General features: G+C 37.8%; 6 protein-coding genes. All 6 read left to right on the top strand.

Annotation, left to right across the window (positions count from 1 at the left end):
* A partial coding sequence (locus BHE19_RS10925; protein WP_070907126.1) for an antitermination protein NusG occupies positions 1-359 on the top strand: 359 nt, incomplete at its 5' end.
* 259 nt (positions 360-618) lie between these two features.
* On the top strand, positions 619-11,739 hold the full coding sequence (locus tag BHE19_RS10920; RefSeq protein WP_070907125.1) for a non-ribosomal peptide synthetase: 11,121 nt from the start codon (positions 619-621) through the stop codon (positions 11,737-11,739).
* Positions 11,740-11,785: 46 nt separating this feature from the next.
* On the top strand, positions 11,786-13,051 hold the full coding sequence (locus BHE19_RS10915) for a condensation domain-containing protein (RefSeq protein WP_083342518.1): 1,266 nt from the start codon (positions 11,786-11,788) through the stop codon (positions 13,049-13,051).
* A 79-nt stretch (positions 13,052-13,130) separates the two neighbouring features.
* Positions 13,131-17,921 (top strand): non-ribosomal peptide synthetase, encoded by a 4,791-nt coding sequence (locus BHE19_RS10910; protein ID WP_070907123.1) that lies wholly within the window; start codon positions 13,131-13,133, stop codon positions 17,919-17,921.
* A gap of 179 nt (positions 17,922-18,100) precedes the next feature.
* Positions 18,101-19,093 carry a TauD/TfdA family dioxygenase gene (locus BHE19_RS10905; RefSeq protein WP_035746294.1) on the top strand — a complete coding sequence of 331 codons (993 nt, stop codon included), beginning with the start codon at positions 18,101-18,103 and terminating at the stop codon, positions 19,091-19,093.
* Positions 19,094-19,180: 87 nt separating this feature from the next.
* Positions 19,181-25,474 (top strand): non-ribosomal peptide synthetase, encoded by a 6,294-nt coding sequence (locus BHE19_RS10900; protein ID WP_070907122.1) that lies wholly within the window; start codon positions 19,181-19,183, stop codon positions 25,472-25,474.
* Positions 25,475-25,477: the final 3 nt, after the last annotated feature.

Here is a 25,477-nt window from a genome sequence, read left to right as displayed (position 1 = left end):
TTGTAAACATTAGAAACAACAAAGACTTTCATGATGCTTTAAATGTAGAGAGCGGTTGTTCCTACTTGTCTTTCGGCAAAGAATACGGCAAAGTTTCCGAAGAAGAAATCGCTTATATCAAACTCTTTACCCAGGGAAAAGATATGACCGATGTTCAAGTCGAATCGGCACTGCCAAAAATAGGCGATAAACTTAAAATCGAACATGGCGAACTATCAGGTTTGGAATGTGAAGTTTTCAGAGTTGACAATCAGCACAGAATCAGCGTACGATTAAGTTCATTGCGCCAGAATATATCAGCCATAATACCTTTGTCGTATTTATCCAATCCGGAAGAAAACGTATTTGCAAAGGCATAGGTTTTAGATTTTCTTTTCAATTAGATTATCGCCTCCTATATAATGGAGCTAATCATTAAAGTGATTTTTGTACTTGTTGTAAAGTGTAAAAGATCTCTTATCTCAATCCTTTTTTACCACATCAAAATCTAGTTTTACTACCTGGTAAATCATCACAACACATTGTCTTTTAGAACAATGTGTTTGGTGTTGTACATAGGTTATTTTAAATATATCAGTTATTAATTCAAAAATAAAGCATTTAGAAAACACTATTACGATGAAAGATATCAAATCAATAATTACCGGCTTATCCCATAAAGAAGTACAAATTTTTCTTGATGATTCAGAAGAAAATTTAAGAGTAACAGGAAATACAGCAGCTCTTACTGCAGAGGATAAAAATGATATTTCAACCAATAAAGATCGTCTTATCGCCTTACTTAAAAGCAGTAAAAACAGTGCGAAATTTAATTTTGAGTCAATTTCTGCGGTTTCTGAATCTGAAAGTTACGAAGTATCGGCCGGACAGCGCCGTCTTTGGACTTTAAGTCAGTTTGAAGGAGGGTCTGAGGTGTACAATATGCCTATGCGTACCATTTTAAAAGGTAATTATGATATAGGATACTTTCAAAAAGCGATAATCGCTACTATAGAGCGTCACGAGATCTTGCGTACTACTTTCAAAATGGATGAAAACGGTGATGTGAGACAGTACGTGCAGCCAACAACAGACGTAAACTTCGGGCTGTCTTATGTTGATTTCAGAAATGTTGCAGATAAAGATGCCAGTGTATCCGGTTATATCAAAGAAGATTCATTCGTTCCGTTTGATTTAGAAAAAGGACCATTATTTCGTCTAAGTTTATTACAGACTGAAGAGGATACTTATGTTTTTTATTACAACATGCACCACATTATAGGTGACGGCTGGTCGATGAATGTATTATCAAAAGATGTATTTGCATTTTATGAGTCTTTTGTAAAAGGGATTACTCCTGATCTTGCACCTCTTGCCATTCAATATAAAGATTATGCAAACTGGCAGGCAGTACAGATAAATTCAGCGGTTTCTACCAAGGATAAAGCGTATTGGATGGAAAGTCTTTCGGGTGAGTTACCAATCCTGGATCTTCCTTCAGAAAAACGTCGTCCTTCTGTGAAAACACATAAAGGAAGAAGTTTAAGAGCTTATATTTCTAAGGAAACAACAGCGATGCTTCAGCATTTTACAAAAGAGAACAATGGCAGTACTTTTATTAGTTTACTAACCACGATCAATGTTCTGTTTCATAAATATACCTCAGATACAGATATTATTATAGGTAGTCCGGTAGCAGGACGTGACCATGCAGATTTAGCCAATCAGATTGGTTTTTATGTAAATACTCTTGCCTTGCGCAATACTGTGGAGGCCGGGGAGAATTTTACTTCGATTTACAAGAGAATTAAAGAGCAGACACTGGAGGCGTTTAACCATCAAATGTATCCTTTTGACAGTTTAGTAGAAAACTTAAACATAAAAAGAGATGCAGGAAGAAGCAGTGTGTTTGATGTTTTGTTAGTGCTTCAGAATACATCAGCAAATGAGGTGACGATCGAAATACCAACATCAAAAACCGATGCAATTCTTGATTTAGGAGAAACAGTTTCAAAATTTGATGTAGAGCTTAATTTCAGAGAAGCCGGAGAGCACCTTGTTTTAGATGTTGCTTATAATACCGAGGTGTACGAATATCAAATGATCGAAGGATTAATACGACACTATAAACAAATTCTGGAAGAAGTATTATTTCAACCGGAAACTCCTATTGGAAAACTAACCTACATCAGTCAGGAAGAAGAAAAAGAATTAGTACAGGATTTTAATGCTACGGCAACGAATTACCCTGTTGATCTTACGCTTATAGACCTCATTGAAGAACAAGTTGCTAATAATCCGGAAGGAGTTGCTTTGGCTTTTGAAGGAGAAGAAATGACTTATGCAGCTTTAAATGAAAAAGCCAATCAGGTGGCTCATTATTTACGCAGTATCAATGTTACAACAGAATCTATAGTAGGATTGTGTATGGAACGTTCTTTTGAAATGGTTATTGGAATGTTGGGTATTATGAAATCAGGAGGAGCTTATGCACCTATTGATCCTCATTACCCGGTTGAAAGAATAGAGTACATTGTTAAAGATACTAAGGCAGAAGTTGTATTGGTAAATAACGACAGTTTCAACAAAGTTAATTTTCTGGAAGGGACTACGATACTTAATCTTGATCAACAGGATTCAGTACTTGTCAATCAGTCCAAAACTAATCCCGCTGTAGCAATACCTGTTACGAATGCGGCTTATGTAATTTACACTTCAGGATCTACAGGAAATCCTAAAGGAGTTGTGAACGAACAAAGAGGTTTGGTGAACCGTCTGTTATGGGCGAAGGAGTACTATAATTTAACGGCTAAAGATGTATTGATACAAAAAACTACTTTCTGTTTTGATGTATCGGTTTGGGAGTTCTTCCTTCCATTATTGACAGGGTGTAAATTAGTAATTCCAAAACCGGAAGGACATAAAGACAGCGATTATTTAAGAGAGCTGATCGCAGCACATGGGGTAACAATGATTCACTTTGTACCTTCTATGCTAAGTGCATTTTTATTGGATATTGATGTTTCTAAATGCAGCAGTCTGAAAAATGTGGTATGTAGTGGAGAGGCTTTAAAAATAAGCCAGGTAGAAGATTTTCAAAAAGTATTGCCAAATGTTGTTTTGAGCAATTTATACGGACCTACAGAGGCTTCAATCGATGTGACAAGCTGGATTGTTCCTTTTAATGCGGTAGATTTAAAACGTGTTACGATAGGAGTTCCCGTGGCAAACACTCAGATTTATATTCTGGACAGCGAAATGAACATACAGCCTAAAGGTGTTACAGGAGAACTGTACATAGGTGGTGTTCAGGTAGCCAGAGAGTACATCAATCTTCCGGAACTTAATGCTTACCGATTTGTGCAAAATCCTTTTGGGGAAGGAAAATTATACAGAACCGGTGATAATGCAAAGTGGCTTCAGGATGGTACTATAGAATACTTGGGAAGAGAAGACAGCCAGGTAAAAATCAGAGGGTACAGAATTGAATTGGGAGAATTGGATACCGTTATCAACAGCTGTCCGTTTGTACATCAGGGAGTTGTTATTGCGAAAGAAGATGCTTACGGAGTAAATGAATTGGTAGCCTATGTAGTTTTTAAAGAGAATAAAACAAAAGAAGATCTTGTTGCTTATTTAAAAGAACACATTCCAGGGTATATGATTCCGGGAATAATGGTACAACTGGATGAAATTCCATTGACATCAAATGGTAAAGTAAACAGAAAAGCATTACCGGATCCAACATTTAGCAGAGAATATGAATATGTAGCACCAGGAACAAAAACAGAAGAGGAATTAGTTGCCATCTGGCAGAATCTGCTAAATGTAGCGCAAATTGGTATTACCGATAATTTCTTTGAACTGGGAGGACATTCCTTATTAGCAGTACGTTTAATATCGGCAACAAAGAAAGTAATGAACGTTGGCCTTACCATTACAAACGTATTTGGTAATCCGACGATCTCAGAGCTGGCTTCTTTTATAGAAAAACAAGATACTGCCTCAACATTTTCTTTGGTAAGTAAACAAGACTTACCTGCAGATATTCCATTGTCATATGCTCAGGAACGTTTATGGTTTATAGATAAATTAAAAGGCAGTGAACATTATCATATGCCTACGGTATTAACACTAAAAGGAGATCTTAATACTGCTTATCTTTCACAAGCTTTAAAAACAATTGTAGAGCGTCATGAGGCACTCCGTACTATATTTATAGAAAAAGAAGGTGTTGCTTATCAAGTGGTACAATCCTCAGACCGTTGGGAGTTGAATGTTGTTTCGGGAGTGGCAGATTATAAAGAATTTACAGCCGAAGAGATAAACAAACCATTTGATTTATCGAAAGATTATATGTTACGTGCTACGATTATCAAGGTATCAGATGCAGAACATATTTTAGTATTGGTACGTCATCATATTGCAACAGACGGATGGTCTGAATCTATAATCGTTAAAGAATTCAAAGAATTATACGCTTCCTATGTAACAGGAAAAGAAGCTAATTTACCAACGCTTAACTTTCAATATACGGATTATTCCGTTTGGCAGCGTACCGAGTTGTCTGAAGAGGTTTTAGCAGAAAAATTAGAGTATTGGGAGTCTAAATTAACAGGAGTAGCACCTTCTGCACTTCCAACAGATTATGCAAGACCAGCTGTTCAAAGCAGTCGCGGGAACCATATCAGTTTAAAGTTAGACAGCGATCAAAGTGAGGCTTTACGTGCTTATGCGAAAGAGCAGGGTGTAACTTTATTCATGCTATTATCTAGTGTTTATAAAGTATTATTGTACCGTTACAGCGGTCAGTCTGATATTTGTATCGGAACCACAGTTGCCAATCGTCCGCAGCAGGAGTTAGAATCGATGATTGGATTCTTTGTCAATGCTTTAGCCCTTCGTACTGATTTATCCGGTAATCCGTCGTTTAATGAAGTTCTGAAATCGGTAAGACAAACCACTTTAGAAGCGTACAATCATATCGCAGTTCCGTTTGAAAAAGTAGTAGATCGCGTAGAGAAAACAAGAGATAAAAGCAGAAGTTCTTTATTCCAGGTATTGTTTGTTTTAAACAACAACCCGGAGGCAAAAGTTGCTGAATTTAGTGATATTACCATCGAACCAATGGCAATGAATTATAATATTGCCAAATACGATCTGACTATTTTTGCAGAAGACAGTGCGGAAGGAATCTCTTTTTCATTCAACTATTGTACAGATCTTTTCAGTGCTGCAACCGTATCAGGTTTAAGATCACATTATCAGAACTTATTGACTGCTATCTTAGAAAACGGTACCTCAGCTATAGGAAATCTTGCCATGCTTAGCGCCGAAGAAGAGCAGGCGCTTTTAGTAGAGTATAACACACCTGAGTATGTATTATCAGGAAAAGGAACGGTATTATCTCACTTTGAAGCGCAGGTAGCCAAAACACCGGATGCGATTGCATTTGTTTATAATGATAGCCGTATGACGTACAAGGAGCTGGATGAAGCTGCTACCAAATTAGCATACTACTATCAACAAACGTATGATTTAAAACAGGGTGATTTGATCGCCATGATGATGGATACTTCAAACTGGTCTTTATTGGCGATGGTATCTATTCTAAAATCAGGAGCAGGTTATGTTCCGATTGATCTTTCCTTACCAAAAGAGCGTCAGTTGTACATGGTACAGGAAGCCAATGTAAAATGTTTGCTTATTGAATCTTCGAGTTTATTTGATGTAATTGATTTTTCAGTTCCTGTATTTTCTATCGATATTCAGTATGCCGATATCCAGACACTTCCGCAGGAGGTTACCTTCTCAACATTGGCAACAGAAGATACTACGGCTTATGTGGTGTACACATCAGGAACTACAGGCCAGCCAAAAGGAGTTCAGGTAAGTCATAAAAATTTGGTAGACTATTACGAAGGATTAGAGGCTAAGATTGCGATCAGTGCCAACAAAAGCTTCGGATTAATGTCTTCACTTTCTGCTGATTTAGGAAATACCGTATTGTACGGTTCTTTATTAAGCGGAGGCTGTTTGCACTTATTCAATAAAGATACTTTAATGGATGGAGTGAAACTGCAAGCGTACTTTAACGCCAACCCAATTGATTGTATCAAAATAGTACCAAGCCACTGGCAGGCGCTGAGCATAAATAACAAGTTATTGTTGCCGGCACGTACTTTAATATTTGGTGGAGACGTACTTCAGGTGTCTTATGTAAAAGAAATCGCAGCACAAGATTCAAATGTGATGATTGTTAACCATTACGGTCCTACTGAGAGTACGATTGGAAAATTATTGCACCAGGTAGATCCTGCTTTTGATTACGTGACCATTCCGGTTGGGAAGTTGTTCTCAGACAGTGAAGCTTATATCGTAAGCAGCGATATGTCGTTATGTCCAATTGGAGTCTCAGGAGAATTATTACTGGGAGGTAAAGGAATCTCGAAAGGTTATCTGAATCGTGAAGATTTAACTCAGGAGAAATTTATTGCCAATCCATTCGCAACAGCTAAGAGCACGGTTTTGTACAGAACGGGAGACTTAGTTCGCAGAAATTCATTGGGAGAAATCGAATTTTTAGGACGAGTAGACGATCAGGTGAAGATTCGTGGATACCGTGTAGAGTTAAAAGAAATCAGTCGTGTAATTCAGGGGTATTCCGGAATTGTACAGAATGAGGTTTTATTCAAAGAAGACGCTACAGGAGTTAAACGATTGGTAAGTTATCTGGTTGTTGAAGAAGGGTATTCAGAGGCTGATTTGAAATCGTATCTTTCAGGAGTTGTTCCGGATTATATGGTTCCTCAGGTCTATGTTGTACTGGATCAGATGCCATTGACTTCAAACGGAAAAATCGACAGAAAAGCATTGCCGGAGCCTACAGTTACAGAAGGACGTGTATATGTTGCAGCTGAAACGGAAACCGAAAAAGGTCTGGTTGCGATCTGGCAGGATTTATTGAATGTAGAACAGATAGGAGTTACGGATGATTTCTTTGAATTGGGAGGACATTCTTTGCTTGCCGTTCGTTTACTATCAGCGATTAAAACGACACTTAATGTTGCCATCAATATTACCGATATATTCGATCATACTAATATTGCTGCTTTGGCTTCTTTTATCGAAAGTCAGGACAATACGCTTGCACTTCCGTTGGTTGTCAAACAAGACTTGCCGGCAGACATTCCATTGTCTTATGCTCAGGAACGTTTATGGTTTATTGATAAATTAAAAGGAAGTGAGAATTATCACGTACCGGTATTATTAAACTTAAAAGGAGCTCTTAATACTGATTATCTGTCACAAGCTTTAAAAACAATTGTAGAGCGTCATGAGGCATTGCGTACTATTTACTTAGAAAAAGAAGGAATAGCGTATCAAAAAGTTCAGTCTTCAGAGCATTGGAATCTTACTGTTCTTACTTCTGTAGCCGATCAGAAAGCTTTTATCAAAGACGAAATAAGCCGTTCTTTTGACCTGTCTAAAGATTATATGTTACGTGCTACAATTATCAAGGTATCAGACGAAGAGCATATTTTATTATTGGTTCGTCATCATATCGCAACAGACGGATGGTCGACATCACTTATCGTTAATGAATTTAAAACATTATATGCTTCCTATGCAGAAGGAAAAGAGGCGGTATTGCCAGCACTTAGTTTCCAATACACCGACTATTCCGTTTGGCAGCGTTCTGAGGTTTCCGGAGATTATCTGGCGGAGAAATTAGATTACTGGGAATCTAAATTAACAGGAGTAGCACCTTCTGCACTCCCAACAGATTATGCAAGACCGGCTGTTCAAAGCAGTATAGGAGACTATATAAACTTTAAATTAGATCGCGATCGCAGTGAGGCTTTACGAGCTTACGCCAAAGAAGAAGGAGTAACTTTATTCATGTTATTGCTAAGTGTTTACAAAGTAGCGTTGTACCGTTACAGCGGTCAGTCTGATATCTGTGTTGGAACTACGGTAGCCAATCGTCCGCAGCAGGAATTAGAATCGATGATTGGATTCTTTGTCAACACTTTGGCACTACGTACTGATTTATCCGGTAATCCAACATTTAATGAAGTGCTGAAATCGGTAAAACAAACCACTTTAGAAGCGTACAATCATATCGCAGTTCCGTTTGAAAAAGTAGTCGATCGTGTAGAGAAAGCCAGAGACAAAAGCAGAAGTTCTTTATTCCAGATATTGTTTGTTTTAAACAACAATCCGGAAGCTAAAATTGCTGAATTTAGTGATATAACGATTGAGTCTGTGCCAATGGATTATGACATTTCGAAGTTCGATCTGACCATTTTTGCAGAAGACAGTCCGGAAGGAATTTCTTTCTCATTCAACTATTGCAGCGCACTTTTCAATTCGTCTACGATTACAGGATTCCGATCTCATTACGAGAATTTGCTGGACACTATTTTAGCAGACGATACCTCATCAATAGGAAATCTGGCCATGCTTAGCGCCGAAGAAGAGCAGGCACTTTTAGTAGATTATAACACACCTGAGTATGCATTATCAGGAAAAGGAACGGTATTGTCTCACTTTGAAGTGCAGGTAGCCAAAACTCCGGATGCGATTGCATTTGTTTATAATGATAGCCGTATGACGTACAAAGAGCTGGATGAAGCTGCTACCAAATTGGCGTATTACTATCAACAAACGTATGATTTAAAACAGGGTGATTTGATTGCCATGATGATGGATACTTCAAATTGGTCTTTACTGGCGATGGTATCTATTTTAAAATCAGGAGCAGGTTATGTTCCAATTGATCTTTCCTTACCAAAAGAGCGTCAGTTGTACATGGTACAAGAAGCCAATGTAAAATGTTTGTTGATCGAATCCGGCAGTTTATTTGATGTAATTGATTTTTCAGTTCCGATATTTTCTATCGATATTCAATATGCCGATATCCAGGCACTTCCGCAGGAGGTTACCTTCTCAACATTGGCAACAGAAGATACGACTGCTTATGTCGTATATACTTCAGGAACCACAGGTCAGCCAAAAGGAGTTCAGGTAAGTCACAAGAATTTGGTAGACTATTACGAAGGATTAGAAGCTAAGATTTCGATCAGTGCCAACAAAAGTTTCGGATTAATGTCTTCACTTTCTGCCGATTTAGGAAATACCGTATTGTACGGTTCTCTATTAAGCGGAGGATGTTTGCACTTATTCAATAAAGATACTTTAATGGATGGCGTGAAGCTACAAGCATATTTTAACGCCAACCCAATTGATTGTATCAAAATAGTACCAAGTCACTGGCAGGCTTTACGCATCGATACTGATTTGTTATTGCCGGAACGTACTATAATATTTGGAGGAGACGTACTTCAGGTGTCTTATGTAAAAGAGATCGCAGCACAAGATTCAAATGTGATGATTGTAAACCATTACGGTCCTACCGAGAGTACGATTGGAAAATTGCTTCACAAAGTAGATCCTGCTTTTGATTACGTGACCATTCCGGTTGGGAAGTTGTTCTCAGACAGTGAAGCTTATATTGTAAGCAGTGATCTGTCGCTATGTCCAATTGGAGTTTCAGGAGAATTATTATTGGGAGGTAAAGGAATCTCGAAAGGTTATCTGAATCGTGAAGACTTAACTCAGGAGAAATTTATCGCCAATCCATTTGCAGCAGGTAAAAGTGCTGTTTTATATAGAACGGGAGACTTAGTTCGCAGAAATTCTTTAGGGGAGATTGAATTTTTAGGCCGTGTAGACGATCAGGTCAAGATTCGTGGATACCGTGTAGAGTTAAAAGAAATCAGTCGTGTGATACAAGGCTATCCTGGTGTTGTACAGAATGAAGTTTCTTTTAGAGAAGACGTTGCAGGAGTTAAACGATTGGTAAGTTATCTGGTTGTTGAAGAAGGGTATTCAGAGGCTGATTTGAAAACCTATCTATCAGGAGTTGTTCCGGATTATATGGTTCCTCAGGTGTATGTTGTACTGGATCAGATGCCATTGACTTCAAACGGAAAGATCGACAGAAAAGCATTGCCGGAGCCTACAGCTGCAACGGGACGTACATATGTAGCACCAACCACAAAAGCAGAAGAGGATTTGGTTACCATTTGGCAAAACCTGCTTAATGTTGACGAAATTGGAGTGACGGATAATTTCTTTGAACTCGGAGGTGACTCTATCATCGTCATTCAGGTAGTAAGTCGTGCCAAGAAAAAAGGTTATCAGGTTCAGGTTCAGGATTTGTTTGACTATCAAACGATCGCAGAACTGGCGGTTGCTGCAGAACGAAATAGCAAAGAGTTTAGTACTGCCGAGCAGGGAATTTTAGAAGGAGAAGTACCTCTATCCCCAATTCAGCAATGGTTTTTTGAAAGAAATGAAGCCGTATTGTCACATTTTAATCAGGCCGTTTTATTGAGCATCGATAAAAAGATCCCGAAAGAAAAACTCGAAAAAACAGTTGAATTAATAGCCAAACGTCATGATTCGCTTCGATCAATATACCAAAAAGAGATCGTTCAGGGACAGGAAGAATGGAAACAGTTTTACGGAGAATCGGTTAATTTCTATCGAACAGAAACGATCGATGATGAAAAGAATGTTGCAGAAGCTGTGACGGCAATTTGTGCAAAATACCAACAATCACTGGATATTGAAAAAGGAGATTTAGCGCGTTTTGTTCTTATTGAAACACCAGACGCTGTACCCTACAACCGATTTTTCATGGTATCACATCACTTAGCGGTAGACGGAGTTTCCTGGAGGTTTATCATCGACGATCTGGAAACACTGCTGACAGAAGAAACAACAGACGAAAAGCTGTATCTGGAAAACAAAAACAATTCGTTCAGAGACTGGATCAATAAGTTGAAAAACTTTGCAGAGACCGAAGAAATAGAATCTCAGTTAGAGTACTGGCAGCAAATTAATAGCGACTATACGCCGCTTCCAACCGATTTTTCGGCCAATAAGCCTACCAGACAAACGAAGAAAACTCAGATCGGAATTCTAAATCAGGAATATACCAAACACCTGTTGAAAGATGCCAATTCAGCTTATAATACAGAAATCAACGATTTGATGTTAAGCGCACTTCAAATGACTTTTGAAGATGTTCTGGGAACAAAACGACTGGCATTAGGATTTGAAGGCCACGGAAGAGAAAATGTACTGAAAGACATTGATGTTAGCGGTACTACAGGATGGTTTACCAATAAATATCCGGTGATCCTGTCAAAAGAAAATGCCGAAACGGAAGGCGATATTGTTAAATCGGTAAAAGAAGCATTGCGCAGGATTCCAACCAAAGGAATGGGGTACGGCTGTTTGCGTTATTTACACTCGTCTGAAGAAATACGCCATTCTTTAAAAGATTGCGGATGGGATGTTGTCTTTAATTATTTGGGACAAATCGATAATGTGCTGAATCAAAGTGCAGTCTTTTCATCAGCTCCGGAATACGGAGGAGATCATATCAGCCCAACTTCTATACTGGAAGAAAAATTTATTGTAAAAGCAATTATTGTGGCCAATGAACTTAGAATTTCCTGGGATTACTCCGAAGCACAATACCAATCAGAAACCGTTCAGAATCTGGCTGATAAGTATATAGAATATTTAACCCAGCTTATCGAACACTGTATTAGTAAAGAAGACCGAGAACTAACCCCTTCCGATTTTGGATTAAGCGATTCATTAGATTTTAAAGAGTTTGATGCTCTGTTTGAATCTGAAATTGCCGAAGAATCTCAGGATGAAAGTGTACTAAGATTCTAAACTCATAACGAACCCTAATAACTATCACTATTTAATACCATAACATATGAAATTACCTGTATCCTATCACCAGCAAAGGATGTGGTTCATCGACCATTTCGAAAGAGATTATCTCTACGAAGGAGGGCCAGTTTACCATAATATACCATTGAGTTTTACAATAGAAAAAGAGGTAAGTACCGAAGAAATTTATCGTGCTTTTACACAATTGATCAACCGTCATGATGTTTTAAGAACCAAAATCGTAAGAGAGGGTGATCAGATTTTTCAAGTCATTACAACCCCTGAAGAAACGGATATAAAAAAGCTGCTTAAAGAACAGCTTAATCTAAAAGAAAATCAGGAAGAATTGCGCAAGATATCCTTTGATTTTGAAAATGGAGTATTAGTAAAAGCCTATTTCGAACGTTTGGAAAATCATATCAGGATACTATTTGTACTTCATCATGTAGTGGCAGACCGTTATAGTCTTAAGATTCTCAAAGAAGATTTTTTAAGTTTCGTTTCGCATCCCGAAGATTCATTAGGATTTACCATGCAATACAAAGATTTTTCAGAATGGGAACAAGCTGTTGATCCTTACGAAACAGAAAGCTTGGTTGCTTTTTGGAGAAAACAGTTAACCGATAATCAGGTGCTGTATCTTCCTACGGATTCAGAACGCGTTCCGGTTCATATTTATCAAACTGCAACGAGCTCTTTTTCTTTTAATAAAGATGGTTTACAATCCTTTGCAGCAGTTAATGGCACTAGTCCGCAAATGGTGACTTTAGCTGCCTATAAGATGGCTTTGGCTCAGTTTTCAGGACTTTCGGATATCGTGATCGGTACCTTGATGAACATGCGCAACCATCTTACAGAATCAACCGTAGGACCCATAGAAAATCTGGTAGTGTTACGATCTGTACTGGACAGAAATGGAACACTTGAAGATGCCTGCACAGTGGTTGCCAATACCTGGCAAACGGCATACAGCAATAAAGAAATTCCATTTGACAAGCTGGTTGTAGAAATCAATCCTAAAAAAGACATGAGCAGGACAGCACTTTTTGATGTTTTGTATTTATACGACCGATACGATGCTGTTACCGAAGAAGAAGGAGAGCCTTTTAACTATAAAAATCAGGGATTAGGAAAATACGATCTTAATCTTTTAGTACAGGAAAGAGAAAACAGTTTTGACTTTATACTCACCTATAATGATCTTTATTTTAAAGCTGAAACCATCACTTCCTTTTTAGAAAGTATAGAAAGTATCCTTACAACGGCTACGGAATACGAAGATACCTTAAGAGGAATTGCCGTATTCTGATTACCATTCGATAACGCACCGTATTATTTCATATTAACAGTAAAGAGTGACTACGTTACAAGAAAATATTTTTAAAATCATGGAAAAATTCATAAAAAACTTAAAAGACCTTGGATTTCAGCTTAAAATTAACGGACAGGATTTAGTTTTATTAGGAAAGGAAGGAAAACTTACACCTTCTGATATTAAGATTATCACCGAACGTCAGGACATAACTTCGTTCATTAAAGAAAACAAAGCCGATATTATTGCTTATTTAAAGAAAGAAGATTTTAAACTGGACCGAAAAAACATTTCTTCTATGTACGGATTAAGTCCTGTTCAGGAAGGAATTTTATTTCACAGTACCTATTTGTACAGTACCGGAGCAAAAGAAAATACCACTTATCATACCCAGTTTGATGTTACTTTTTCGTCTAAACTGGATGTAGTTCGCTTTAAAAAAGCCTGGCAGCATGTCATTAACAATCATACTATCCTAAGAACCGGTTTTATTTATGATAAAGTAAATATTCCGATTCAGTTTGTAAACAAAGAAGTAGAAGTTCCGTTGCGATTGGTTGATTTAACCGAGAATACCGATCAGGAAAAAGACATAACATTTAAAAAACTAAAAGACGAAGACCGATTCGAAGATTTTAGTTTTACAAACCCGCCTTTAATGCGTATCACGCTGGCTAAGTTTGGAGAGAGTACTTATAAAATGATCTGGACAAAACATCATGTATTATGGGACGGATGGTCCGGGCAAGTGATCATTCAGGAAGTGATACGTGCGTACACCAACCTAATGCACGGTGCAGAACCTGAGGCACAGGAAGAAGACCGATACGAAGATTTTATCAATTATATCAAAGCGATAGACGCCTTTGAAGAAAAAGAATTCTGGCAGACTTATATGCAGGATTTTAACGAACCTTCATTACTGCCTTTCTGTAAAGCATTACACGAACGTAACAAAGGAAAAGGAAAATACGAGCGTATTACCATTGATTTTGATGCCGAATTAACGCAAAAAATAAATGATTTTTCGAAAGCACAACATGTTACACCTAATACTTTAACACAGGCTGTCTGGGCCATTTTATTGTCAAAATACACTGGCTTTAAAGATATTGTGTACGGTGTTACCGTTTCTGGACGTCCGGCTGAACTCAATTACGACAGCAAAGTAGGATTGTATATCAATACCATTCCGTTAAGAGCAAAAATAGATCAGAATCAAACGATTACTGATTTTCTGGCAATGCTTCAGAAAACATCTGTAACGGCTAGGAATTTCCAACATACGTCTCTTAATAAAATTCAGCAATGGAACGAAATAAAAGGAGATTGTTTTGACACTTTATTATCGTTTACCAACTATCCGTCTAAAAGCAGTGACAGCAAGCAGAAACCGGTTTTAGAAATAGAGAGTGTAAATGTGAAAGAAAACAACAACTATTTACTTTCGATTCAGCCTATGCTGAAAGACAGACTGGTTATCGATTTTACATTCAACAGTTCGATAATGGAGGCCGCTTTTGTTCAGATGATTACCGAACATTTCAGAACAGCCTTGTGTCAAATGGCCGAAGAGCAGTTTACTACAATAGGAGATTTCAATATGCTGGGTGCAGCAGAAATCGAAGTGCTTACCAAAGCTTACAACGCCTCTGAAGTAGATTATCCGGCAGATCAGAATATAGTGGAGATTTTTGAAGAAAAAGCGGCAAAAACTCCCGATGCTGTTGCCTTGACTATAGACGGTAAACACATGACCTATAAAGTATTGAACGAAAAAGCAAATCAGCTTTCCAGATACTTACAAGAGCAGGGTGTAGGTCCGGAAGTCATGGTAGGAATGTGTATCAACCGTTCTTTTGAGATGATCATCGGAATACTTGGAATCTTAAAAGCAGGCGGAGCGTATGTACCTATTGATCCTGAATACCCAACGGAGCGTATCAGTTTTATACTCAATGACAGTAAGTCAAATATTGTATTGGTAAGCACAAAAAGCAGTGAAACCGTAAAACTGGATATCCCTGTTCAGCTGGTAAATTTAGATCATGCAGATACATTTCTTTCTGCTTATGAAACGACCAATTTAGAGTTGGACTTACCTTTAGATAACCTGGCTTATGTAATCTATACTTCAGGAACTACCGGAGTGCCTAAAGGTGTAATGATTGAACACGGCAACGTAGTACGACTTTTCTTTACGGAAAAACCTTTGTTTGATTTTGACGAAAAAGACGTATGGTGCCTGTTCCATTCTTATAGTTTTGACTTTTCGGTTTGGGAAATATTCGGAGCTTTGTTATACGGAGGCAGACTGGTGATCGTTCCTGAACTGGTTGCAAAAGATACAGAAGCATTTGCAGATCTTTTAGCAGAGCAGGAAGTAACTGTATTGAATCAGACCCCTTCCGCATTCAATGCTTTACAAGAGCAGGTAATCGACAAAAAACATCCTTTGAAAGTACGTTATGTAATATTTGGAGGTGAGGCACTTACACCGGGAGTTCTTAAACCATGGGCGGCTCAATATCCGGATTGTGCTCTGATCAACATGTACGGTATTACCGAAACAACGGTGCACGTAACCTTTAAAGAGATCGGTACACGTGAAATTAACCTTAATGTAAGTGATATCGGAAGACCGATCCCAACAATGAGCTGCTATATTCTGGATGAAAATATGGAATTAGTACCCATGGGAGTTGCCGGAGAATTGTTTGTTTCAGGAGCCGGAGTTTCAAGAGGGTATTTAAATCGTCCTGAACTTTCAAAAGAACGATTCATGACTAATCCATTCAATCCCGGAGAACGTCTCTATAAAACCGGAGACGTTGCCAAACGACTTTCAAGCGGAGATATAGAATATTTGGGAAGAAACGATAAACAAATCAAAATCAGAGGATTCAGAATTGAACTTGGCGAAGTAGAAGCAGCTTTAAACATCTGTCCGTATGCGAATCATGCCGCAGTTATTGTACATGAAGATCAGTTTTATTCAAAAGAATTAGTCGCTTATGTAGTCCTTAAAGACAATTATACACTGGAAGATTTTAAAGGATATCTTTTAGAAAGTCTTCCTAAATATATGGTGCCTACTTTATGCATCCCTCTGGATGAAATGCCACTTACTTCTAATGGAAAAGTAAATAAAAAAGCTTTGCCAAAACTGGCATCACAAGGAACAGATGCAAGTGGTTATGTTGCGCCGCGCAATACTAATGAAGAGCAGTTGGTAACCATCTGGAAAGAAATTTTAGACAGAGAACGTATAGGAGTTACCGATAATTTCTTCGAGTTTGGAGGACACAGTTTAAAACTGACAAGACTTATTACCCGATACCATAAAGAGTACGGAATCAAGTTGGAACTTAGAGATTTATTTGTCAACAAAACAATCGAGGAACATTGTCCACTATTATTCGGTGCTTCTGCTGAAAGTAATGAAATCGAAAAAATCACCCCTGTCGCTAAACAAACGAATTATCCGCTTTCAAGCGGTCAGTATCGCATGTGGGTGTTGAGTCAGTCGGGAGAAAATAATACTTCTTATAATATGCCTGCGCAGCTTACTTTAGAAGGATACGATATTCCGCTTTTAAAGAAAGCCATTGATGCTGTTATCGAGCGTCATGAAACATTGCGTACCATATTCAAAGAAGGAGAAAATGCTGAGGTCAGACAATGGATTATTGCCCCTTCAGAAATTGACTTTACCATCCAGGAAGAGGATTTCAGAGGAGAGGCAAATATTGAAAATGCTGTAGCAGATTATATACTGCAGGATACTTTACAGCCTTTTAACCTTGCAGATGGGCCTTTGTTAAGAATAGCATTACTGCAGGTATCCGATCAGAAACATGTTTTTTATTATAACATGCATCACATTATCGGAGACGGAGTTTCCATAAACATCTTAAAGAGAGACGTACTGGCATTTTACAACGCATTCAAAAATAACACGGTGCCTTCGCTTCCGGTCCTGTCTATTCAGTACAAAGATTTTGCGGTATGGCAAAAGCAGCAATTGGAAAACAATGCTTTTGATCAGCACAAAAAATACTGGCTGCAAACGCTTTCCGGAGACAGAGGAGTATTAGATTTCCCTAGTCAGAAAGCAAGACCAAAAGTGATGACCAATAATGGACAAACGTTAAGAACATTTCTTTCTGATACGGTCACCAGAAAATTTGAAACGTACTGTAAAACAAAAGGAGGAACCTTATTTACAGGAGTAGTAGCGGTTTGGAACATATTGTTTTACAGATATACCAATCAGAAAGATATTAGCATCGGGTCACCGGTTATGGGTAGAGATCATGTAGATCTTGAAAATCAAATCGGACTTTACTTTAACAATATTGTGATCCGCAATCAAATCAATCCGGAGGACAATTTTGACCAGATATTTGATAAGGTTAAAGAAGCCATGTTTGAGAATATGAAACATCAAATGTATCCGTTCGATAACTTGCTGGACGATTTAACCATAAAAGGTGATACCAGCCGTAATCCTTTGTACGATATTATGATATCCTATCACAATACGGGAGCAGCAGAAAATAATAAAGATTTACTGCTTACACAGGAAGAGACGGATCAGATTGTGGTTCAGGATCAAAAAGGATCAAAACTGGACATGCTTATTAATGTTAAAGAAATAGGAAATCACCTGTACTATAACATTAATTACAACACCGATTTGTACAATCAAAGTTTTATCGAAATCCTGATGAACGACTTTAAGTATTTATTATCACAGCTTTTAGAAAACAAAGCTGAAAGGATAGATGATATTGATTTCCAGAAAGAAACCAAGCAAATCCTGAGAAGCCTTAATGCTAACAAATTTAAATTGGTTAAAAAATAAAAGCCTTTAGCTTATCGCATTTACAGCGATAAAATTCTTTTTCAAATTAGAGTACAGAGCCGCGAATCAGGTTAGATCATTTTTGGTTCGACCTGATTGGTGAAACTCTGAATCTTACGAACTAAATATTTTGATTACAAACACTACAGTCAAAAGCTGTATTCTAAAAAAATAAAATTATGATCAATAGTATACAAAAATTAAAAGGGATTAAAGCTCAAAAAGTAACCGATGTTGCACAAGTTGACTATTCAGTATGGCCAGGTCAGGCAGGATTTCCATTGGTAGTTAAACCATCGGCAGTCGGAATGCAGTTAAACGACTGGGTAGCTCAGAACAGAGCTGAATTTCAGGAAAAAGTGAATACCTACGGAGCCATACTTTTTAGAGGATTTCACATTAACACCGTTGAAAAATTTGAAAATTTCAGCAAATTATATGCAGATACTCCTCTTGAATATAATTTAAGATCATCACCTCGATATTCAGTTGGAAAGAACGTGTACCACACGACAACTTATCCTAAAGAATATTCGATCGAAATGCACAGTGAAAGTTCGTATGCGCCCGTTCACCCAAGCAATATTGTGTTTTGCTGCATCGATCCGGCCGACAAACAAGGTGAAACTCCGATAGCCGATAACAAAAAAGTACTGGAGTATTTAAGCGAAAAAACAAGAACTAAGTTTTTGGAAAAAGGAGTGAAATATGTGAGAAACCTCAACGAAGCTTATGGTTTGTCCTGGAAAGAAGTTTTTCAGACTGAAGACCAAAAAGAAGTAGAGAAAACCTGCAACGAACAAGGCATTTCGTTTGAATGGAAAAGCGATACCAATTTAGTTTTAACATGGACTAAAAAAGCAATTTGGGAACACCCGGCTACAGGAGATTCAGTTTGGTTCAATCACGCTTACTTTTTTAACAAATATGCATTGGAAGCCTCCTTTTTTGATCTGGTAAATTCAGAAGACCAGCTTCCAAATAACACCTTCTACGGAGACGGAACCGAAATCTCAAAAGAAGAAATCGAAGAAATCAGAGAAGCCTATCAAAAAGCTACCGTTTTATTCCCTTGGGAAAAAGGAGATGTATTATTCCTGGACAACATGTTGATGTCACACGGAAGAAGCCCTTATGAAGGCAGCAGACAAATTATAGCCTCCTTATTTTAATTTCTAAACATACCTAATCCAAAAACAAAGTACTGTTCGCGTTCTGCCGGAACAGTTTGAATACCTAATTAATCAGATACTAAAATCATGGAAAAAGAAACAATAAATAACGTTGAAGGATATCAGCTTTCAATAAATCAAATGAACTTATGGAGTGTAGCTGAAAAAAACATACAAAACTATTTTAATCAGGTAGTTATTGATCTGAAAAGTGATGTGACTATAGAAAAGTTAAAACGCGGATTAGCACTCGTAATAAGTAAAAATGAAACCTTATTGTTTAAAATGAACGAGGCACCAAATGTTGGTTTCCCGGTTCAGGCAGTATCTGAATTAAAGCAAACAGAAATAGTCGAAAGAACGGTTCAGGCATTGGATCAGTTTACGATTACAGCGACTGTTCAGGAAAGTTTAGGATACGGGTACGACCCTTTAAAAGATAGTGCGATACGTTTTTGTCTGCTGAAAGATTCACAAGGAAATCAGGTATTGGCAGTGCGTTTGTTTTCACTTTGGGCAGACAGTTACAGTACCGCCTTTTTATGCAGCGAACTTTCCAAAGCCATCTTCGACGAAACTTCGTATGAAAAAGAAGAGAGAGAAGTGGTAGAATATCAGGATTTTTCGGCCTGGCAGCAGCAGTTGTTCAGCGATCCGGAAGAAGAAGGAGTGAATTTCTGGAAAAACTATCCAACAGATCTGACCAAAGACATTGTACCGTTTAAGAATCGCAATAATCAGACGTTCAGTCCTCAAAGAAAATCCATCTGCCTTATTGACGGAGATGCTTATACCGAACTAAAAGCCAAAATGGTTCAGGAGGATAGTTCAGCCGAACATTTGCTATTGTCTCAGTTCGCGGCTTATCTGTCAAAATTTGACGAAGACTCTTTTACAATTGGATATCTTCCGTTTAAAAGATATTATAACGAACTTGAAAATACATTTGGTTTAGTAGCAAAAACACTTCCGGTTGGCCTGAACGAATTTGCATCACTATCTGAAAAAGAAGCCATTGCATTTATCAAAAAAACAGTTGCAGAAATTGGAATGTGGTCGGATTATTTCTATGTAAACAGAATTCATGACAAGGAAGTTACTGAAGCTACAACCTTCAACTATGTGTTTGAGTATGCAGAGCTGAATGACAATTATTCTTCAGATACTTTAAAAATAAGAGATCTGTTTAGTGTAACGGATGTTTTTGAAGTAAAGGTTAATGCTGTAGATTATGGCGACAGCTTAGCAATAGATTTGTATTACGATACAGCTTTGTATTCCGATGCCGCAGCGGCTTTAATGGCTTCTCAGCTTAAGGGAGTTTTTACCAATCAGAATGATGTTTTAGCAGGTCAGGCCATTATAGCTGCGTCAAATGATACGGCTAAAGAATATGCCTCATTTGATTCTATTTTGGCAATCTTTAACGAGCAGGCAGCATTACAAGGAAATAACACGGCTCTGTCTTATGATGATGTTACTATTTCTTATAAAGAGTTAGACGAAAAATCAAATCAATTCGCTCAATATTTAATTCAGAATTGTGGCATTCAAAAAGCAGATCCTGTTGCGGTTTTACTGGATCGTTCGCCTTATTTTATGATTAGTGTTTTAGGAATTCTGAAAGCCGGAGCTTACTATATTCCAATGGACACCGCTTATCCAAAAGATCGAATTCAATTTGTTTTGGAAGATGCAGCCTGTAAACTACTTATCAGTACACCGGCTATAATTGGGGCAGAAATTTATGCTGATTTAACTGTTCTTGATCCGTCTAAAGAAGAAATATTTCAAGCACAGGCCGATACGGCACTATTTAATAAAGCCAATCCCGAAGATATTGCCTATTGCATCTACACTTCAGGATCTACCGGAAATCCAAAAGGTTGTCTGATCACGCATGCCAATCTTTTAAACTATATACAATGGTCGAATGACTATTATTTTACGGATGCGGAGACAGGAAACTGGGGATTGATTACGTCTATTTCGTTTGATCTTACCATAACGTCTCTTTTTACAAGTTTAACCAGAGGAAAACAATTGTGGATCGGATCAGATGAAAAATCAATTAACGAATTGCTTATAGAAAGTTTTACCAACCCGAATATTGATACTTTAAAATTAACGCCTTCACACCTTTCGTTACTGAAAGAGCTGAATATCAATAAAACAAACGTTAAAATCATTATTTGCGGCGGTGAACAATTGACTCAGAATCAATTGCAGAATGTGTGGGACATTGACAAAGACATTCGCATATTTAATGAATACGGGCCAACTGAAACGACCGTAGGCTGTATCGTAAAAGAAATGACAAGCGATCAGACTGAGGTACGCATTGGGAAACCTATTGCCAATACGACCATAGCAATTGTGGATCAGCAGGGTAATCCTTGCGATATTGGAATGTACGGTGAAATTATAATTTCGGGTGCAGGAGTTGCAAAAGGATATTTAAACCGTCCGGAGCTTAATGCAGAACGTTTTATCGCAACAGAAAATGGTTCATTGTCTTATAAAACAGGAGACATTGCCAGATGGATGGACAATGGAGAGATCATTTACAAACAACGAAGAGACGATCAGGTCAAAGTAAGAGGTTATCGAATAGAATTAAGTGAAATCGAACAACAGCTGCTGCAGCATCCCGGGATCCATCAGGCAGTTGTATTAGTAGACAGTAAAAATGAGAACGAAAAAGAAATTATTGCTTTTATTGTTTGTTCTCAAAAAGAAGAATCAAAAGAGATCAAAAGATATCTGGAACGCAAATTACCAGTGTATATGGTACCCTCTGTGATTATAGAAACAGATGCCATTCCGCTAACTGTAAATGGAAAAGTAGATAAAAAATATTTACTGACATTAAATAAAGGCCGATCATCAAGTGTAGCGTATGTGGCTCCGGTAAATGAACTTGAAACACAAATTACAGCCATTTGGCAGGAAGTACTTCAATTAGATACCGTAGGAACTGAAGATGACTTTTTTGAACTGGGAGGCCACAGTCTTAAAGCAACACAACTGATCAACCAATATCATAAAGTTTTTGAAGTAAAACTGGGATTAAAAGAAGTATTCTCAAGTACTACGATTAAGGCCCATGCCAATTTGATTGGAAACTCGGAAGTAAAAAAACACCTCTCCATACAAAAAGTTCAGGATGCCGAAGATTATCCGGTTTCAGCAGGACAACGCAGATTATGGGTGTTGAGTCAGTTTACAGGAAGTGCCGGAGTATACAACATGCCTTTTCATCTGGCTTTAAAAGGAGCATATGACGTAAAATGTTTTTCAAAAGCAATAGAAGCTACTATAAGCAGACACGAAGCTTTGCGAACGGTATTTAAAATCAATGATGAGGGTGAGGTAAGACAGGTAATCAAAACGACAGAGGAACTGGGGTTCCGTGTAAATTATATAGATTACACAACCGATCTGCATCAGGATACAAACGTAGCTCAGTACATAAAAGAAGACACCTATGCAGCATTTGATCTGACAAACGGACCGTTGGTAAGAGCCAGCATATTACAGCTTTCAGATGATGATTATATATTTTATTACAACATACATCATATTGTTTGCGACGGCTGGTCAATGAATGTTCTGGCAAAAGATGTTCTGGCACTATACGAACAGCTTCTCGAAGAGAAAGAACCGGAATTACCGGTATTAAAAATCCAGTACAGAGATTATGCAGTCTGGCAGCAGGAACAATTGCAGCAGGAACAAAACAATGTTCATAAAGAATATTGGTTAAAAACACTGACAGGAGAACTTCCTACTTTAGATCTGCCGTATCAAAAAGTAAGACCGACCGTTAAGACTTATGCGGGGAATAGCCTGAGAACTTATATTACACCGGAAGTCACAAACGGACTTAAAAAGTACGGACAAAATCAGGGAGGAAGTTTGTTTATAGGATTGCTGGCCGCCTGGAATGTCCTGTTTCACAAATATACCGCCGAAAAGGATATCATTATCGGAACGCCTGTTGCAGGTAGAGAGCATGCCGATTTAAGTGATCAGATAGGTTTTTATATCAATACACTTCCGTTGCGAAATGCAGTAGATCCAGAGCAGAGTTTTGATTCTTTTTACCAAGCGGTAAAAGAAAATACCCTCTCGTCTTATGAACATCAGATGTATCCTTTCGATAATTTGGCAGACGACCTTGATCTTCGAAACGATACCAGCAGAAGTGCCGTGTTTGACGTGATGCTTATGCTACAAAACATGAGAGATGTTGCTGAAAACAAAAATCTGGATCAGACGGCTTTTTATACGATAGAAGATAAAGGGTATAAAGTATCTAAGTTCGATATGGACATTGCGTTTCAGGAACAGGGAGATTATCTCGCTTTTAATATCACTTACAATACCGACCTGTATTCGCAGGAAGCGGTATCACGTATCATAAACCATTACAAACAATTGCTGGAAGTACTGGTACAAGATCCAAATCAGCAGATAAAAAACATAGATTACCTATCGAAAGAAGAAAAACAAGAGCTTATCATTGATTTTAATGCCAATTCAGTATCCTATCCGACTGATAAAACCTTAATCGATTTGTTTGTACTTCAGGCTGCCAAAACTCCTGAAAACACAGCATTATCATTTAAAAATCAAAAGTATACTTATCAGGAACTGGACCATCTTTCGAACCGTTTGGCGAATTGTTTAAGACAGGATCACCATATTGTAAAAGGAGACTTTATAGGAGTACAGTTAGAAAGAGATGCGTCTGTAATTATTTCGATTTTAGGCATTATGAAAGCGGGAGCGGTTTATATTCCGATAGACACAGCACATCCGGAATCCCGAAAAGCATACATTTATGATGATACCAACATAAAGTTACTCCTTACAGATAAGTCTCATATAACGATCAGCGATGATTTTAAAGGGACCTTGCTTGATCTGGTTACCGATTTTGAACCGAATAATTATAGTAAAGATTTAGAAGATGTAAAACTTACAACGGATGATTTAGCCTATATCATTTATACTTCGGGCTCTACCGGAAATCCTAAAGGAGTAATGATTGAGCATAAAGGGATTGTAAACACTATTCTCGCTCAAATCGAACTTTTCGATATTACAAATAATGATAATGGATTGCAGTTTGCTTCATTCTCATTTGATGCTTCAATATCCGAAATATTCACAGCACTTTTATCAGGAGCCTGTTTATCTGTAATCGACAGAGAACACCGTGAGGATCCAAAAATGCTGGAGAAATACATTATCGAGAATAAAATCGCTGTAGCGACAATACCGCCTTCTTATTTGAGTCTGATGGACGTAAATTCTTTAAGAAGATTAAAAACTTTAATCACAGCTGGTGAAGCTCCTGTTTATAATAAGGTAAAAGAATATTTGGAGTTAGGAAATTACTATAACGCCTATGGCCCCACAGAAACCAGTATTTGTTCTGCGATGTATGGCTTGCTTAAAGGAGAGGATTTACCATTAGGAAATATTCCAATAGGAAAACCGATTGCCAATACCCAAACCTTTATTCTGGACAAGGATCACAAAATAGTACCTGTTGGAGTTATTGGAGAAATATGCATAGGAGGAGCCGGATTGGCCAAAGGTTATTTAAACAGACCGGAACTTACAGCAGAGAAATTTATTGAACATCCGTATGCAGAGAACGAACGCCTTTACAAAACAGGAGATTTAGGAAAATGGCTGCCGGACGGTACTATCGAATTTCTGGGAAGAAAAGACGACCAGGTTAAAATTTCGGGATATCGAATTGAACTCGGAGAAGTAGAGCAAGCTTTGCTGGCTCACAATCAAATTGACGAAGCTGTTGTAATGGTAGAGATCAATCAATTTAATATCAAAAGTTTAATTGCCTATATAGTAGTATCCGATGATACATTGTCGTTAGAGCAGCTAAGAGGATTCCTGAAAAACTTAATTCCGCATTATAGCATTCCTTCAGAGTTTATAGCCTTAAAACAGCTGCCGATCACCATAAACGGAAAGATCGATAAAAAAGAACTGGGGAATACACCTGGAATTAAAATAGCCAGCGAAAAACAATACGTAGCACCCGAAACAGAGAAAGAAAAACTGATTACCGGAATCATTGCAGAAGTATTGGGGAAAGAGGCAGGAAGAGTAAGTCTGCAGGACAATTTCTTTGATCTGGGAGCCAATTCCATAAAGATTGTCAAAATACTTAACGAAATCAATAAGCAATTAGGGCTTGATATTAAAGTCGTATCCTTATTTGAAAACCCTAATGTCGAGGAGTTTCTTCAATACTTAAATGCTGTTGATTCACAGGAAAAACAAACCGAACAAGTTCCGGAAGATATATCAGAAGCTCTGGATGAATTTATAAACTTAATGTAATAC

The sequence above is a fragment of the Flavobacterium tructae genome, assembly GCF_001853485.1.
Classification (GTDB): Bacteria; Bacteroidota; Bacteroidia; order Flavobacteriales; family Flavobacteriaceae; genus Flavobacterium; species Flavobacterium tructae.
The sequence above is the reverse complement of the archived record's forward strand: the minus strand, read 5'-3'. Positions and strand labels throughout refer to the sequence as shown.